Origin of the sequence: Streptomyces sp. SLBN-118 (assembly GCF_006715635.1) — a bacterium.
In the GTDB taxonomy this organism is placed as follows: Bacteria; Actinomycetota; Actinomycetes; order Streptomycetales; family Streptomycetaceae; genus Streptomyces.
In genome coordinates, this window is the sequence record NZ_VFNP01000001.1 from 2,536,937 (window position 1) to 2,550,877 (window position 13,941).

General features: G+C 69.7%; 12 protein-coding genes, 1 tRNA gene and 1 pseudogene. 4 read left to right on the forward strand and 10 right to left on the reverse strand.

Annotation, left to right across the window (positions count from 1 at the left end):
• Positions 1–233: 233 nt before the first annotated feature.
• The 7 genes from rho to FBY35_RS11300 form a co-directional block, all read right to left on the reverse strand.
• Positions 234–2,234, reverse strand: coding sequence for a transcription termination factor Rho (gene rho, locus FBY35_RS11270; protein ID WP_186356912.1), 2,001 nt, complete (start codon positions 2,232–2,234; stop codon positions 234–236).
• 384 nt (positions 2,235–2,618) lie between these two features.
• Complete coding sequence (gene thrB / locus FBY35_RS11275) at positions 2,619–3,539, reverse strand: homoserine kinase (RefSeq protein WP_142213670.1); 921 nt, start codon at positions 3,537–3,539, stop codon at positions 2,619–2,621.
• A gap of 297 nt (positions 3,540–3,836) precedes the next feature.
• Positions 3,837–4,907 (reverse strand): threonine synthase, encoded by a 1,071-nt coding sequence (thrC, locus tag FBY35_RS11280; protein WP_142213671.1) that lies wholly within the window; start codon positions 4,905–4,907, stop codon positions 3,837–3,839.
• A 7-nt stretch (positions 4,908–4,914) separates the two neighbouring features.
• A complete protein-coding gene (locus tag FBY35_RS11285; protein WP_142215009.1) occupies positions 4,915–6,204 on the reverse strand; it encodes a homoserine dehydrogenase in 1,290 nt (429 codons plus the stop codon).
• 100 nt (positions 6,205–6,304) lie between these two features.
• The gene (gene lysA, locus FBY35_RS11290) at positions 6,305–7,696 is read right to left on the reverse strand and encodes a diaminopimelate decarboxylase (RefSeq protein ID WP_142213672.1); all 1,392 of its coding nucleotides are present in this window, start codon (positions 7,694–7,696) and stop codon (positions 6,305–6,307) included.
• A 7-nt stretch (positions 7,697–7,703) separates the two neighbouring features.
• Entirely contained in the window at positions 7,704–8,720 is a 1,017-nt protein-coding gene (nrtL, locus tag FBY35_RS11295) for an ArgS-related anticodon-binding protein NrtL (RefSeq protein ID WP_142213673.1), read from the reverse strand.
• Positions 8,721–8,775: 55 nt separating this feature from the next.
• Positions 8,776–9,210 carry a response regulator gene (locus FBY35_RS11300; protein ID WP_260848581.1) on the reverse strand — a complete coding sequence of 145 codons (435 nt, stop codon included), beginning with the start codon at positions 9,208–9,210 and terminating at the stop codon, positions 8,776–8,778.
• Between the two features lie 186 nt (positions 9,211–9,396).
• Between FBY35_RS11300 and FBY35_RS11305 the strand changes: the two genes are divergently transcribed.
• Positions 9,397–9,468, forward strand: a tRNA-Arg gene (locus FBY35_RS11305).
• 457 nt (positions 9,469–9,925) lie between these two features.
• Here FBY35_RS11305 and FBY35_RS11315 read toward each other — a convergent pair.
• Positions 9,926–11,167, reverse strand: a complete 1,242-nt coding sequence (locus FBY35_RS11315) for an IS701 family transposase (RefSeq protein ID WP_399208371.1) — start codon at positions 11,165–11,167, stop codon at positions 9,926–9,928.
• Between the two features lie 131 nt (positions 11,168–11,298).
• Positions 11,299–11,595, reverse strand: coding sequence for a GYD domain-containing protein (locus tag FBY35_RS11320; protein ID WP_142213675.1), 297 nt, complete (start codon positions 11,593–11,595; stop codon positions 11,299–11,301).
• 195 nt (positions 11,596–11,790) lie between these two features.
• Here FBY35_RS11320 and FBY35_RS11325 point away from each other — a divergent pair.
• Positions 11,791–11,958 (forward strand): annotated as a pseudogene (locus tag FBY35_RS11325) (DNA-binding protein); the annotation flags it as partial.
• 149 nt (positions 11,959–12,107) lie between these two features.
• A complete protein-coding gene (locus tag FBY35_RS36415) occupies positions 12,108–12,284 on the forward strand; it encodes a hypothetical protein (protein ID WP_186356913.1) in 177 nt (58 codons plus the stop codon).
• A gap of 80 nt (positions 12,285–12,364) precedes the next feature.
• On the opposite strand, the gene FBY35_RS38010 is transcribed toward FBY35_RS36415, so the two are convergent.
• Positions 12,365–12,439, reverse strand: a complete 75-nt coding sequence (locus FBY35_RS38010) for a 50S ribosomal protein bL37 (RefSeq protein ID WP_100661309.1) — start codon at positions 12,437–12,439, stop codon at positions 12,365–12,367.
• A gap of 196 nt (positions 12,440–12,635) precedes the next feature.
• Here FBY35_RS38010 and FBY35_RS11335 point away from each other — a divergent pair, with 196 nt between their 5' ends.
• Positions 12,636–13,730 carry a sulfite oxidase gene (locus tag FBY35_RS11335; RefSeq protein WP_142213676.1) on the forward strand — a complete coding sequence of 365 codons (1,095 nt, stop codon included), beginning with the start codon at positions 12,636–12,638 and terminating at the stop codon, positions 13,728–13,730.
• Positions 13,731–13,941: the final 211 nt, after the last annotated feature.

The following is a 13,941-nucleotide window of genomic DNA, read 5'->3' on the forward strand; positions in this document are numbered from 1 at the left end:
CGGCCCCACCGGAGGACAAACGGGTGTGGTGGGGCTTACGAACAACAGGGCAGCCCGGTCCCGAGGCCCCCCGGCCTCTCTCGGTGCTGCGGCAAATTCCCCCCCACCGGGTAACCAGCGCATGATACGCACGTCAACTAAGCGTTGACCAGCAGCTGATGGGGCCAGGGAGAAAACGAGACCGCCCCGACACCTGGGTGACGGGGCGGCCTGGTGACCGAAGGACGACGACGTCAGTCGCTGCCGTTTCCGGCGGACGGGGTCGTCTTCTGGATCTGCAGCAGGAACTCGCCGTTCGACTTCGTCTGCTTCATCTTGTCGAGCAGCAGCTCGATCGCCTGCTGCTGGTCGAGCGCGTGCAGCACGCGGCGCAGCTTCCAGGTGATGGCGAGCTCGTCGCTGCCGAGCAGGATCTCTTCCTTACGGGTGCTGGACGCGTCCACGTCCACCGCCGGGAAGATGCGCTTGTCCGAGAGCTTCCGGTCGAGCTTGAGCTCCATGTTGCCGGTGCCCTTGAACTCCTCGAAGATCACCTCGTCCATGCGTGAACCTGTGTCCACCAAAGCGGTCGCGAGGATGGTCAAAGATCCGCCGTCCTCGATGTTGCGCGCGGCACCGAAGAAGCGCTTCGGCGGGTAGAGCGCGGTCGAGTCGACACCACCGGACAGGATGCGTCCGGAGGCGGGGGCCGCGAGGTTGTACGCACGGCCCAGGCGGGTGATCGAGTCCAGCAGGACGACCACGTCGTGGCCCAGCTCGACGAGGCGCTTGGCGCGCTCGATGGCCAGCTCGGCGACGGTGGTGTGGTCCTCGGCCGGCCGGTCGAAGGTCGAGGAGATGACCTCGCCCTTCACCGACCGCTGCATGTCGGTGACCTCTTCCGGACGCTCGTCGACCAGGACGACCATCAGGTGGCACTCGGGGCTGTTGACGGTGATCGCGTTGGCGATCGCCTGCAGGATCATGGTCTTGCCGGTCTTCGGCGGGGCCACGATCAGGCCACGCTGGCCCTTTCCGATCGGTGCGACGAGGTCGATGATCCGGGTCGTGAGCACGCCCGGGTCGGACTCCAGGCGCAGCCGGTCCTGCGGGTAGAGCGGCGTCAGCTTCTGGAACTCCGGGCGGCCACGGCCGGATTCGGGCGCCATGCCGTTGACGGAGTCGAGGCGGACGAGCGCGTTGAACTTCTCGCGGCGCTCGCCTTCCTTGGGCTGACGGACCGCACCGGTGACGTGGTCACCCTTGCGCAGACCGTTCTTGCGGACCTGGGCGAGCGAGACGTACACGTCGTTCGGTCCGGGCAGGTAGCCCGACGTACGAATGAACGCGTAGTTGTCGAGGATGTCCAGGATGCCCGCGACGGGGATCAGGACGTCGTCCTCGCTGACCTGCACCTCGCTCGCGAAGTCGTCACGGCCACGACGGCCACGACGGTCGCGGTAGCGGCCACGGCGTCCGCGCCGGCCGCCCTCGAAGTCGTCGTCCTCCTCGGCACGCGGGCCTGCGCCCTGGCCGCCCTGCTGGCCGCCCGGGCGCTGCTGGCGCTGGCCGCCCTGCTGCTCGTCGCCGCCCTTGCCGCCGCGGCGGTCGCGCTGACGGTCACGGCCGCGCTCGCCCCCGCGCTCACCACGCTCGCCGCGCTGGCGGTCGCGGCGGCCCTCGGCGCCTTCCTGCGCGGACACGGCGGTGGCTGCCTCGGCCTTGGCCTCGGGCTCCGCCTCGGTCCGTACATCCTTGACGTCGACAGCCGTCTCGGCCTTGGCCTCGACCTTGGTCTCCGGGCTGCCCGCCTGCGCGGTGGCCCGACGACGGCGGCGCTCCCCGGCCGGCTGGTCGTCGCTGGCCGGCTGGCCCGGAATGTCGATCTGCTGCTGGGAGACGGCCTTCTCGGCCTTCTCCGCGGCGGCGGCGTCGCCCGTGCGCGCCTTGGAGGTGGCACGGCGCTTCGGCTTGGTCTCGGCGTCGCCGGTGGCCGCCTCGGCGCTCTTCGGCGCGGAGGAGCCGGCCTGCGCCTCCTTGATGACCTCGATCAGCTGGCTCTTGCGCATCCGCGCGGTGCCCCTGATGCCGAGGCCGGACGCGACCTGCTGCAGCTCGGCCAGGACCATGCCCTCAAGGCCGGTGCCGGAGCGGCGGCGCCGTGAGGTGGTGCCAGAGGCAGCACCTGCGGCGGGCGCGGTGGTGTCGACGTTGTTGTCGGCAGTCACGCCCATCAGATCGGTGGTGTCGCTCACGAAGGGTCCTTCCCTGGAGCGGACGTCGGCCTTCTGGCTCGGCGACCGGTTGTGCTGTCCGACAGCGGTTGCGTATCGCTGACCGATGCCGGGGCGGTGGTCCCGCCGGATGGAACGGCGGAAAGAGATTCGGTGCAAGGCCCGGCCCGAGGTCCCCCTGCTCGGCCCACTCCTGGAAAAGCGAGGGGTGGTCGTGCCGGTTCCGGAGCGTGCTCGAAACTGCTCAGGCAGGCTGCTCAGGCAGTTGGGGAGGCTCCCGGAAGAATGTTGGTCCCTTTAATGAGGACACTAAGCTCCGCGCCACAAAGACGTCGGGTGCAGACTTGAGGTTAACACTACCGGCTCCAACAAACATTCCCCCTCTCCCTCACGGGCAATCTCGTGTCACTGCGGGGCAAGCGGCAGCACACTCGCTCCCGCGACGTCGAAGGTGAGCCGATTGGCCGCCCATCCCTCGCCCGCCAGCCGTGCGACCTTGTCGGCCACACCGTCCTCGGTCAGCGCGAGCACCGTGGGGCCCGCGCCGGAGATGACTGCTGGGACGCCGTCGGCCCGCAGTCGGTTGACAAGGTCGATGCTCTGCGGCATCGCCGGTGCCCGGTATTCCTGGTGGAGCCGGTCCTCCGTGGCGGGCAGCAGCAGCTCGGGACGCCTGGTCAGCGCCTCTACGAGCAGGGCGGCCCGGCCCGCGTTGGCGGCGGCGTCCACATGGGGGACGGAGCGCGGGAGCAGCCCGCGTGCCGTCTCGGTCAGCACCGGCTTTCCGGGCACGAAAACCACCGGAACGACGGAATCGGACGGGTCCATCCTGATGGCGCGCGCCGCTCCCCCCTCGGTCCAGGCGAGCGTGAATCCGCCGAGCAGACACGCGGCGACATTGTCGGGGTGACCCTCGATCTCGGTGGCCAGTTCGAGCAGTGCCGCGTCGTCGAGCTTGGCGTCGCCCCCTATGGTCACCGCGCGGGCGGCGACGATGCCGGCGCAGATGGCCGCCGAGGACGAGCCCAGTCCGCGCCCGTGCGGGATGCGGTTGGCGCAGACGACCTCGAGGCCGCGCGGCTGCCCGCCGAGCAGGTCGAAGGCCGTACGCAGGGACCGTACGAGCAGATGACTCTCATCGCGGGGCAGCGTCGATGCGCCCTCGCCCGCGATGTCGATGTGCAGACCAAAGTCCGCGACCCGGACGACGACGTCGTCGTAAAGCCCCAGGGACAGGCCGAGGGCATCGAAGCCCGGGCCGAGATTGGCGCTGGTGGCGGGCACGCGCACTCGGACGGCGGCGGCGCGGAACGCTGGACCGGCCATCGCTCGATGACACTCCTTGGTTCTGACTACGAGATTTTTTCGAGACCTGCGAACAAGAGATACGAACACCCGTGGGCCTCAATGGCAACAACACCGCGGCATATGCGGCGGGGCGGGTTCGATACAGCGTATCGAAGGAAGGTTCAGTGGCGACATAGGGCGCACAGGAGGCGCACGATGCGTGTCGCCGCCCTCCTGTGCCCCTACGTACGCCGATGTCCGGCTTGCCTTGCTTTTCCCTGGGCTTTCGGCACGTTCGGGGACGGCGGGTTTACGCCATCCCCACGATGTGCGGGTTTACGCCAGCCCGAGCCGCTCGGCGGCCGCGGCCGCGTCGACCGGCACGGTGACCGGCTGGGGCGCTCCGGCGACGGCCCAGTCGGGGTCCTTGAGACCGTTGCCGGTGACGGTGCAGACGATTTTCTGGCCAGGGTCGACCTTGCCCTGCTCGGCGGCCTTCAGCAGACCGGCGACGGACGCGGCGGAGGCGGGCTCGACGAAGACACCCTCCTGCGAGGCCAACAGCCGGTAGGCACGCAGGATCTCACGATCCGTCACCTCGTCGATGAAGCCGCCCGACTCCTCGCGCGCGGCGAGCGCCTGCTGCCACGAGGCGGGGTTGCCGATCCGGATCGCCGTAGCGATCGTCGAGGGGTCCTTGACCACTTCGCCACGCACGATCGGGGCCGAGCCGGAGGCCTGGAAGCCCCACATCCGGGGAGTGTGCGTGGACATCCTGTCCGCGGCGTACTCCTTGTACCCCTTCCAGTACGCCGTGATGTTGCCGGCGTTGCCGACGGGCAGCACATGGATGTCGGGGGCGTCACCGAGCGCGTCGACGATTTCGAACGAGGCGGTCTTCTGGCCCTCGATACGGAACGGATTGACCGAATTGACCAGCGCCACCGGGTAGTTGTCGGACAGACCGCGGGCGAGGTTCAGGCAGTCGTCGAAGTTTCCGTCGACCTGGAGGATGCGCGAGCCGTACACCAGCGCCTGGCCCATCTTGCCCAGCGCGATCTTGCCCTGCGGCACGAGGACCGCACAGACCATTCCCGCCCGTACGGCATAGGCGGCCGCCGATGCGGACGTGTTGCCGGTGGAGGCGCAGATGACCGCCTGCGCGCCCTCCTCCTTGGCCTTGGTGATGGCCATGGTCATGCCGCGGTCCTTGAAGGACCCGGTGGGGTTGGCGCCCTCGACCTTGAGGTGCACCTCGCAGCCCGTGCGCTCGGAGAGGACCTGCGCCGGGACGAGCGGCGTACCACCCTCGCCGAGCGTGACGACCGGCGTCGTGTCCGTCACCGGGAGGCGGTCCCGGTACTCCTGGATGATGCCGCGCCACTGGTGGGTGCCGTTGGTCGTCATGGGTCCCTTACTCCCCTTCAACACGCATGATGCTGGCGACACCGCGCACGGTGTCGAGCTTGCGCAGCGCCTCGACGGTCCCGGAAAGGGCGGCGTCGGGCGCGCGGTGGGTGACGACGACGAGAGAGGCCTCGCCGTCCTTGCCCTGCTGGCGGACCGTGTCGATGGACACGCCGTGCTCGGCGAAGACCGTAGCGACCTGGGCGAGCACGCCCGGCTTGTCGGCCACGTCGAGACTGATGTGGTACCGCGTCACCACGTCGCCCATGGGGCTCACGGGCAGCTGGGTGTACGCGGACTCGCCCGGTCCGGTGGATTCGGCGAGCCTGTTGCGGCATACGGCGACCAGGTCGCCGAGTACCGCGGACGCGGTGGGCGAGCCGCCCGCGCCGGGACCGTAGAACATCAGCTGCCCGGCGGCCTCGGCCTCGACGAAGACGGCGTTGTACGCCTCGCGGACCGAGGCGAGCGGGTGGCTGAGCGGGATCATCGCGGGGTGCACGCGGGCTGTGACGGACTGGCCGTCGGCGGCGCGCTCGCAGATGGCGAGGAGCTTGACCGTGCAGCCCATGCGCTTGGCGGAGGCGATGTCGGCGGCCGTGACCTCGGTCAGGCCCTCGCGGTAGACGTCGTCGAGGCGTACGCGCGTGTGGAAGGCGATCCCGGCGAGGATGGCCGCCTTGGCGGCGGCGTCGAAGCCCTCGACGTCGGCGGTCGGGTCGGCTTCGGCGTATCCGAGCGCGGTGGCCTCGTCCAGGGCCTCGGAGTACCCCGCCCCGGAGGTGTCCATCTTGTCCAGGATGAAGTTCGTCGTGCCGTTGACGATGCCGAGCACACGGTTGACCTTGTCTCCGGCCAAGGACTCGCGCAGCGGCCTGATCAGCGGAATCGCCCCGGCGACCGCGGCCTCGAAGTAGAGATCCTTGGCGTGCTCCTCGGCGGCGGCGTAGAGCGTCGCGCCGTCCTCGGCCAGCAGCGCCTTGTTGGCGGAGACGACGGAAGCGCCGTGCTCGAAGGCGCTGGTGATGAGGGTGCGGGCGGGCTCGATGCCGCCGATGACCTCGATGACGACGTCGATGTCGCCGCGTTTGACGAGTGCGGTCGCGTCCGTGGTGATGAGATCCGGGTCGATGCCTTCCCGCACCTTGGAGGGGCGGCGGACAGCGACACCGGCGAGCTCGACCGGGGCGCCGATGCGGGCCGCGAGGTCTTCGGCGTGCGTCGTCATGATGCGCGCCACCTCTGAGCCGACCACTCCACAGCCCAGCAGCGCCACCTTCAGCGGACGCGTACGCATCATCCGACCTCGCTTCTCAATACTTCTACGGTGTGGACCAGTCTCACTCACCGGACGGAAGTTTCTATCCTCCGTCCGGCATGCGAGACATCTATCTCAGCTATCCGACGTCAAGACGCAGGAGATCTTCCTCCGTCTCACGGCGGACGACCACCCGCGCCTCGCCGTCCTTGACGGCGACGACGGGCGGGCGCAGCGCGTGGTTGTAGTTGCTGGCCATGGAGCGGCAGTACGCACCGGTCGCGGGCACGGCGATCAGATCGCCCGGCGCCAGGTCGGCGGGCAGGAACGCGTCCTTGACCACGATGTCGCCGCTCTCGCAGTGCTTGCCGACGACACGGGCGAGCATCGGCCCGGCGGTGGACGTCCGCGAGACCAGGGCGACGCTGTACTCGGCGTCGTACAGCGCGGTGCGGATGTTGTCGGACATACCGCCGTCGACGCTGACGTAGGTACGCAGGCCCTCGAGCGGCTTGATGGTGCCGACCTCGTACAGGGTGAAGGCGGTCGGCCCGACGATCGCGCGGCCCGGCTCGACGGAGATCCGCGGCGTACGCAGCCGGGCGGCCTCACACTCACGAGTGACGATCTCGTTGAGCGCCTTGGCGATGTCGTGCGGCTCGCGGGGGTCGTCGTCAGAGGTGTACGCGATACCGAGACCGCCGCCGAGGTCGATCTCGGGCAGCTCGACGCCGTGCTCGTCGCGGATCTCGGCGAGGAGACCGACGACGCGGTGGGCGGCCACCTCGAAACCGGAGGTGTCGAAGATCTGCGAGCCGATGTGGGAGTGGATGCCGATGAGGTCGATGCCGTCGAGCCTAAGGGCGCGGCGTACGGCCTCGGCGGCCTGCCCGCCCGCGAGCGGGATGCCGAACTTCTGGTCCTCGTGCGCGGTGGCGATGAATTCGTGCGTGTGCGCCTCCACTCCCACGGTCACCCGGATCTGGACGCGCTGGCGCGTACCGAGCCGCTGGGCGGTGTGGGCGACGCGGACGATCTCCTGGAAGGAGTCGACGACGATGCGCCCGACGCCCGCCTCGACGGCTCGCTCGATCTCTTCCTGGGACTTGTTGTTGCCGTGGAAGGCGATGCGGTCGGCAGGCATGCCGGCGTCGAGGGCGGTGGTGAGCTCGCCCCCGGAACACACGTCCAGGTTGAGCCCCTCCTCCTTCAGCCACCGCACGACGGCGCGTGACAGGAAGGCCTTGCCCGCGTAGAACACGTCGGCGTCCTTGCCGAAGGCGTCGGCCCAGGCACGGCAGCGGGCGCGGAAGTCGGCCTCGTCGAGGATATAGGCGGGAGTGCCGAACTCCTCGGCGAGCCGCGTGACTTCGATGCCGCCGACGGTGACGACGCCGTCGGCGTTCCGGCCGACCGTGCGGGCCCAGACCTTCTCGTCGAGGACATTGAGGTCGGTGGGCGGGGCGGTGTAGTGCCCTTCGGGCAGGACGTCTGCGTGGCGAGGCCCGGCGGGATGTGCGGAACGGCTCATTCTTCTCTCACAGGTAGTCAGGGGCGCTGATGCCGAGCAGGGACAGGCCACCGGCAAGCACCGTCCCGGCGGCTTCGGCGAGCGCGAGCCGGGAACGGTGGGCGGCCATGGGTTTCTCGTCGTCGATCTCGTCGATCTCGTCGATCTCGTCACCGAGGGGCAGGACAGTGTGCTGGAAGGCGAGGAAGGCGTCGGCGGTGCACTCCAGATGCCGGGCGAGCCGATCGGGCGCGCGCAGCCGGGCGGCGGAGGCGAGGACGGCGGGGTAGTCGCCGATGGCGGTGGTGAGGGCGGGGGCGTCGACGTGCTGCTGCGGATGGCTGTCGAACCCGAGCTCTTCGGCATTCCTGGTGAGGGCCTTCGTACGGGAGTGGGCGTAGCGGACCCGGAAGAGCGGATTGCGCTCGTGCTGTACGAGGAGGTCGGGACCCGTCTGCGGCCGGTCGTGAGCGGCGGCCGAGAGCAGACCCCAACGGGCGGCATCGGGACCGAGCCGCAGGGCGAGGTCCTGGGCGGGCGCGGGCACGACATGCAGGGCTTCGGGGTCGCCGTGTGTGACGTCGGCGCCCTGAGCGCTGTCGGCGCCTTGGGTGCGCAGGAGCTCCAGAACGGTCTCGGCCCATATACGGGCGCGGAGCTCGTCGGCGGGCTGGAACCGTACGGAGAGGCCGACGGCCCAGTCCCCGTGCCCGTAGGTGAGACCCTGCTCCAGCACCTGACGCACGAGGGCTTGCTGGACGCCTGCGTCGAGGGTGAAGTTCAGGAACCCCGGCCCGGTGATCTCGATGCGGGCGATCCCGGGGCTGTGGGCGATCCGCCGCCGAAGCTCCTCGGCAATGGCGCGTGGTTGCTGCCGGGCCGGGCCGGCGAGCCGCAGGGCGACATTGGTGGCGTAGTCCCCGCATCCCCCGGGCCGGGGCCGCTCGACGCTGACGCTCTCGGGCACGGGCGCATGCAGCACACCGTCCTCCACCGCGCGGCGCACGGCGTGCAGCACGGTACGAGAGAGCTCGGCGGGGGTCACGGGACAAGCGTATGGGAGGGAGGGGGGCCCTTTGCGAACCGGTTTCGCGATGCGGTCAGCCCCGTGCGCTCCCCGCCCGCCCGGCACCATGCCTGCCGTCGACGGACGGCGGGCCCTCCTGGTGCATCAACTGCCGTACGAGCCGGACCAGCTCGGAAGGCTCGAAGGGCTTGGCGAGAAAGGCATCGACACCCGGGCGCAGGCCGCTCTCCACCTCGTACTGCGTGCACGCGCTGATGATCGCGACGGGCAGATGCCTGGTCCGCGGATCATCCCGCAGCCGCGCGGCGGTCCGCAGCCCGTCGAGACGGGGCATGACCACATCGAGGGTCACGACATCGGGACAGACGCGATGAACGACCTCCAGGCACTCGGCACCATCGGCCGCGGTCACGACCTCGAAGCCCTCCAGCTCGAGATTGACCCTGATCAACTGCCGGATGACCCGGTTGTCGTCGACAACGAGCACGCGGCCGGACGCGCCTGACACAACTCGAGAGTAGGTCGATGGGCAGGGCTGCGTCCGGGTTTTGCCCACTTCCACCCCGTGCGCGCGGCGCGACGCGGGTCGCAGCTCGCCGCGCGGGACGGCTCGGGGAGGGTGGAAATACCTGTTCACGGGGACCGTGTGGGAGCTGGTAGGGTTCTACCCGTCGCCGCCGAAACACGGCGGAACGCCCCCGTAGCTCAGGGGATAGAGCAACGGCCTCCGGAGCCGTGTGCGCAGGTTCGAATCCTGCCGGGGGCACTTCATCCGGACCAGCGTGATCATCCCGCTGACCTGCGGAAGTGCCAGACTTCAAGAGCCGGACCCAGTCCCACTGGGTCCGGCTCTTTGTCGTTGCTGGGCGCCGATCGCGCTCTCCCCGTTCTACTGCCGCGCGACCGTCACTGAGGATCTGCTCGCGGATGACTCGGGCTGATTTGCCCAAGGCAGCGGCCTGCGTGGGGGTCGTTGCTCGTTCCTGAATCCGCTGCACCGAATCGTCGAGTGCCCTCACGGCGCCTTCGACGCCTTCCACTTCCTGGCCCGCCGAGGCGATCGGTGAGACTTCCCAGGACATCCCTAGTAGTGCTTCGTTAGGTTGCGCCTGGTGGGTGACCGTCTGTCTGGGCCGGGGTCGGTAAGTCTCGGTGGCAGGTGGGGCATGCGCCGGTCCAGCGCAGCAGGAGGTCCTGCAGGGTCTGGAGGACTTGGTAGAAGGTCAGGCCGGCGCTTGGGCTTTTGGGTCCAGGCGCCGGAGGGTGAGGAAGGCGTGGGCGGCGGTGACGAGGGTGACGTGGTGGTGCCAGCCGCGCCAGGTGCGGCCTTCGAAGTGGTCCAGGCCCAGCCCGTGCTTGAGTTCGCGGTAGTCGTGTTCGATCCGCCAGCGGATCTTCGCCATGCGGACCAGGTGTCGCAGCGCGGTGTCGGCGGGGAGGCTGGTCAGCCAGTAGTCAGTGGGCTCATCCTGGTGCGGCGGCCATTCGGCGATCAGGGTCTCGGCGGGCAGAACGCCGTCCCACCCGGCACGGCCACCGGCTTCCTCCCGCGCTGCCTTCGTCGCCGCGACACCGGCCGGGCGGACCTCCAGCACGATGAACCGGCTGGTCATCGCGCCTCTGCTGCCCTGGCGCCAGGTGCAACGCCGCAGCCGACGCCGCCCGGCGGTCGTGACCAGGTCTTTCAGGGAGCGGGCCGGCTCGCGGTAACGGGGCAGCCGTGGGGCGCCCATCCGCCCTTCTCGTTCCGGCGCGATGGGCACGGCCTGCCCGGGGTGAGCGCTGATGTCACCGCGAACCGCCACGGCGTAGTCCAGGCCGCGATCGGCCAGCCCGGCACGGAAGGCATGCATCTGGCCGTATCCGGCATCAGCCACCACGACCCGGCCGGGCAGCCCCCACCCGAGCGCCTCATCAATCGCGTCCAGGGCCAGACGCCACTTCTCCCGGTGCCCAACCTCCGCGGGCACCCCTGCCTTCGCGCGACGCCCATCGGCCGGATCAGCCCACTCGGCGGGCAGGAACAGCCGCCAGTTCAGCGGCACGGAGGCGGCGTCGGTGACCGCGTGCAGGCTCACTCCCACCTGGCACAGCGACTTCTTGCCCAAAGCCCCGCACCACTGGCGGGCCGCCCCCGCCGACTGGTCTCCCGCCTTGGGGAAGGAGGTGTCGTCGATCACCCACGCCTCCGGAGAGATCTCCGAGGCCACCTTCGTCGCAACGGACCGCAGCACCGGAACGTGGTCCCACGTCGACTGGCTGACGAACTGCTGCAACGCCTGCATGTTGCCGTCCGGCAGCCGCTCGGCCATCGGCTGGATCGACTTGCGCCGCCCGTCCAGCATCAGCCCACGCAAGTAACAGTCCCCCCACCCGCGCTGATCCTTTCGCTTCAACGACGCGAACGCCTCGGCAACGAACTCGCCAAGGTTCTCCCGCAGTTCCTCGATCTCCCCAAGATCCACGACCAGCAGCATGCACCACCACACGCCACCCGATCAAACCAACCTAACGAAGCACTACTAGAGCCATGGTCGGAGTGTAGGAGCGGGCCGGGGAGTCGGCCCGCTGAGCCGTTCCGCAGGACTGGAGGGCCTCAGCCCGAGGCCTTGGCGATGATGCGGCCCATCTCCTCCTGGCCGAAGGCCCGCATGGTGGTGCTGCGGACGTTGCCCAGGCCGGAGACCTGCAGGAGCACCGCGGTGGCGGTCTCGTCGTCGGGGGCCTCTACGACCGCCACGATGTCGTACGGACCTACGGTCCAGTAGAGGTTCAGGACCTTCATCCCCAGCTTCTGTGCCGCTGCGGAGAAGGCCTCGGAGCGCTGCTGGGTGTCCTTGTAGCCCCGGACCCCCTGATCAGTCCAGTTCAGCAATGAGACATATGTCGGCATGGTCTTTTACTCCTCTGAAGGAGACACAACACATCGTCGGTCAATTCTGAGCACCATGCGTGTCATGCGCATTTGGAGGCGCGCCGGACGAGTGATACGAGCGATGAGCGACCGGACTCGATCACCATGCCGCGGGACATTGCCGAAGCCGCCCGCGCACGCAGCGGTCCCTCCGGACTGTCCGCATACGTGGCCGCCGCCGCCCTCCTCGCCGACGCCGGACTGCACGGCCACAAACACGCCATCGACGCCATGCTCAGCGCCACCGCCCTCGCCGCCCCCGAACCGGCCACGGTGCTCACCTCCGACCCGGAGGACCTCGTCGCACTGTGCGGAGCGCGCGTCACCGTCCTCAAGGTCTGACACCCCGCGGCCGGAACAGGCCAGACGTCAGGAGCCTGACCCAGTCCTTGGGCCAGGCTCTTCTTCATTGCCTGTCACCGTCACCCCTGGCCTCGCCGCAATGCCCGGCAAAGGAGGAGGATGGGGGTGAACCATGAAGGAGGCCCGTCATGAAATCCGGAGCCTCGGATTACGACAACTGGCTGTATTCGCACACCCCGTCGCAGGCCGAGGGCGAGCGCGACGAACCGGGCGAGCGCAGCGCCATGGAGATCCACCCGGACGTGCCCAGGACCGAGCCGTCGCAGGCCGAGGGCGAGCGAATGGACGACGTTCCGACCGCGTGACCGCCGTGCCGGGAGTGGTCCCAGGTCACTTCCGGCTGCCCGGGCGCCATGCCCGGTGTCCCGGGCCGCCGACTGTCCGTTCAGGCGTTGGGGCGCTTGCCGTGGTTGGCCTTCTTCTTCTTGCGGGCGCGTCGCTTATTGCCTCGTTTGGCCATGGCGCACATCTCCCTCATCCAGTACTTTCCATACCTTCGCCAGCATATTTCGGGGTACTACGACGAGCCACGCGACGCACACCCGGCCTCATGGCCCCGCACGTGTGGAGGTGAGCGCACGAGCGGGGCCCCACCCGGACGTAATACTGGAACAACCTCGTCGCGCATCCCATGAGCCCGACGGAAGGTGCTGCCAATGACCGCATCGGCGATTCCCCAAGGGCCGGGTGCCACGGCCTGGGCACCCGAGACGGTGACGGCCGACCCGTACAACGCGCAGACGCCCTCGGCCGCGCTGGCCGAGCCGGTCACACCTGTGGGTGCCTTCTTCGTACGTGATCACTTCGGCGTGCCGCGCACGGCTCCCGGGCAGTGGCGGCTGCGGCTGGGCGGCGCCGTGGCCGCCCCCTTCGACGTCGGCTATGACGAGCTCCTCGCGATGCCGCGCCGCGAGCTCGACGTCGTACTGGAATGCGCGGGCAATGGCCGCAGCCTGATGACACCGCGCCCGCCCGGTCTGCCGTGGGGCCAACGGGCCGTCGGCTGCGCACATTTCGCGGGCGTGCCGTTCCTGTCGCTCGCCACCAGGGCGGGTATCGGGCGGGCGGCCGTGGAAGTCGTCTTCGCCGGAGCCGACTCCGGAACCGTGCACGGCCGGCGGGTGGCCTTCGAGCGCAGCCTTCCGCTCGCTGCGGCCCTGCACCCGGACACGCTCCTCGCCACGCACATGAACGGCGAGCCGCTGGCGCCCGAGCACGGGGCGCCCGTGCGGCTGGTGGTCCCCGGCCGGTTCGCGGTCGCCGATGTGAAGTGGCTGGTCGGAGCGCAAGCCGTCACGGAGCCTTTCACCGGGTTCTTCCAGGCCGAGGAGTACCGCTACGTGGCGTCCAGAGGCATCCCCGAGGGACCCGTGACGAACCTGCGGGTCAAATCGCTGATCACCTCGCCCGAGCCCGACTCGGCCGTACGCCGGGGCCATGAGACCCCCGTGCGGGGCCTTGCCTGGTCCGGCGGCGGGGTGCCGGTGCGGCGGGTCCAGGTGCGAGCCGTGTACGAGGACGACGAGGGATCTGTCGACGGCGGCTGGCAGGACGCCCTGCTCGGGGCGCCGGCCGGGGCGTACGCCTGGAGGGGATGGTCCTCCCTGTGGACGCCCCGGCGGCCCGGCCGGTACCGGCTGCAGTCCCGGGCGACCGACGAGTTCGGCCACGTCCAGCCGTCCCTGGCGCCGTGGAATGCCCAGGGCTACGGCTGCAACCCTGTGGCATCCGTCGAGCTGGTCGTCGTATGAGTGCCCCGGGCCGTGACCCGGCGGCGCGCCTCGGTCAGCCGCTGGCCCGTCGCGCAGATGCCTGGCCCGGGGCGGCCAACTGGGGGCAGTGCCGCCCGTGACCGTCCCGGCGGATCAGACGGCCGTCAGAGTGAGGGGGGCGGTATAAGTGCCGGCCACGGTCGAGGTCGGCGGGTTGAGCGCCAGGTCCGGCCCGACATGTCCAGGGGCC

Bases quoted from the DNA above. Each gene is read 5' to 3' on its own strand.
- FBY35_RS11335 (WP_142213676.1), top strand. From the start codon at position 12,636: ATGACCGCATCGGCGATTCCCCAAGGGCCGGGTGCCACGGCCTGGGCA.
- FBY35_RS11285 (WP_142215009.1), bottom strand. From the start codon at position 6,204: ATGCGTACGCGTCCGCTGAAGGTGGCGCTGCTGGGCTGTGGAGTGGTC.
- lysA (WP_142213672.1), bottom strand. From the start codon at position 7,696: ATGAGCCGTTCCGCACATCCCGCCGGGCCTCGCCACGCAGACGTCCTG.
- thrB (WP_142213670.1), bottom strand. From the start codon at position 3,539: ATGGCCGGTCCAGCGTTCCGCGCCGCCGCCGTCCGAGTGCGCGTGCCC.
- FBY35_RS11320 (WP_142213675.1), bottom strand. From the start codon at position 11,595: ATGCCGACATATGTCTCATTGCTGAACTGGACTGATCAGGGGGTCCGG.
- thrC (WP_142213671.1), bottom strand. From the start codon at position 4,907: ATGACGACCAACGGCACCCACCAGTGGCGCGGCATCATCCAGGAGTAC.
- FBY35_RS36415 (WP_186356913.1), top strand. From the start codon at position 12,108: ATGAAATCCGGAGCCTCGGATTACGACAACTGGCTGTATTCGCACACC.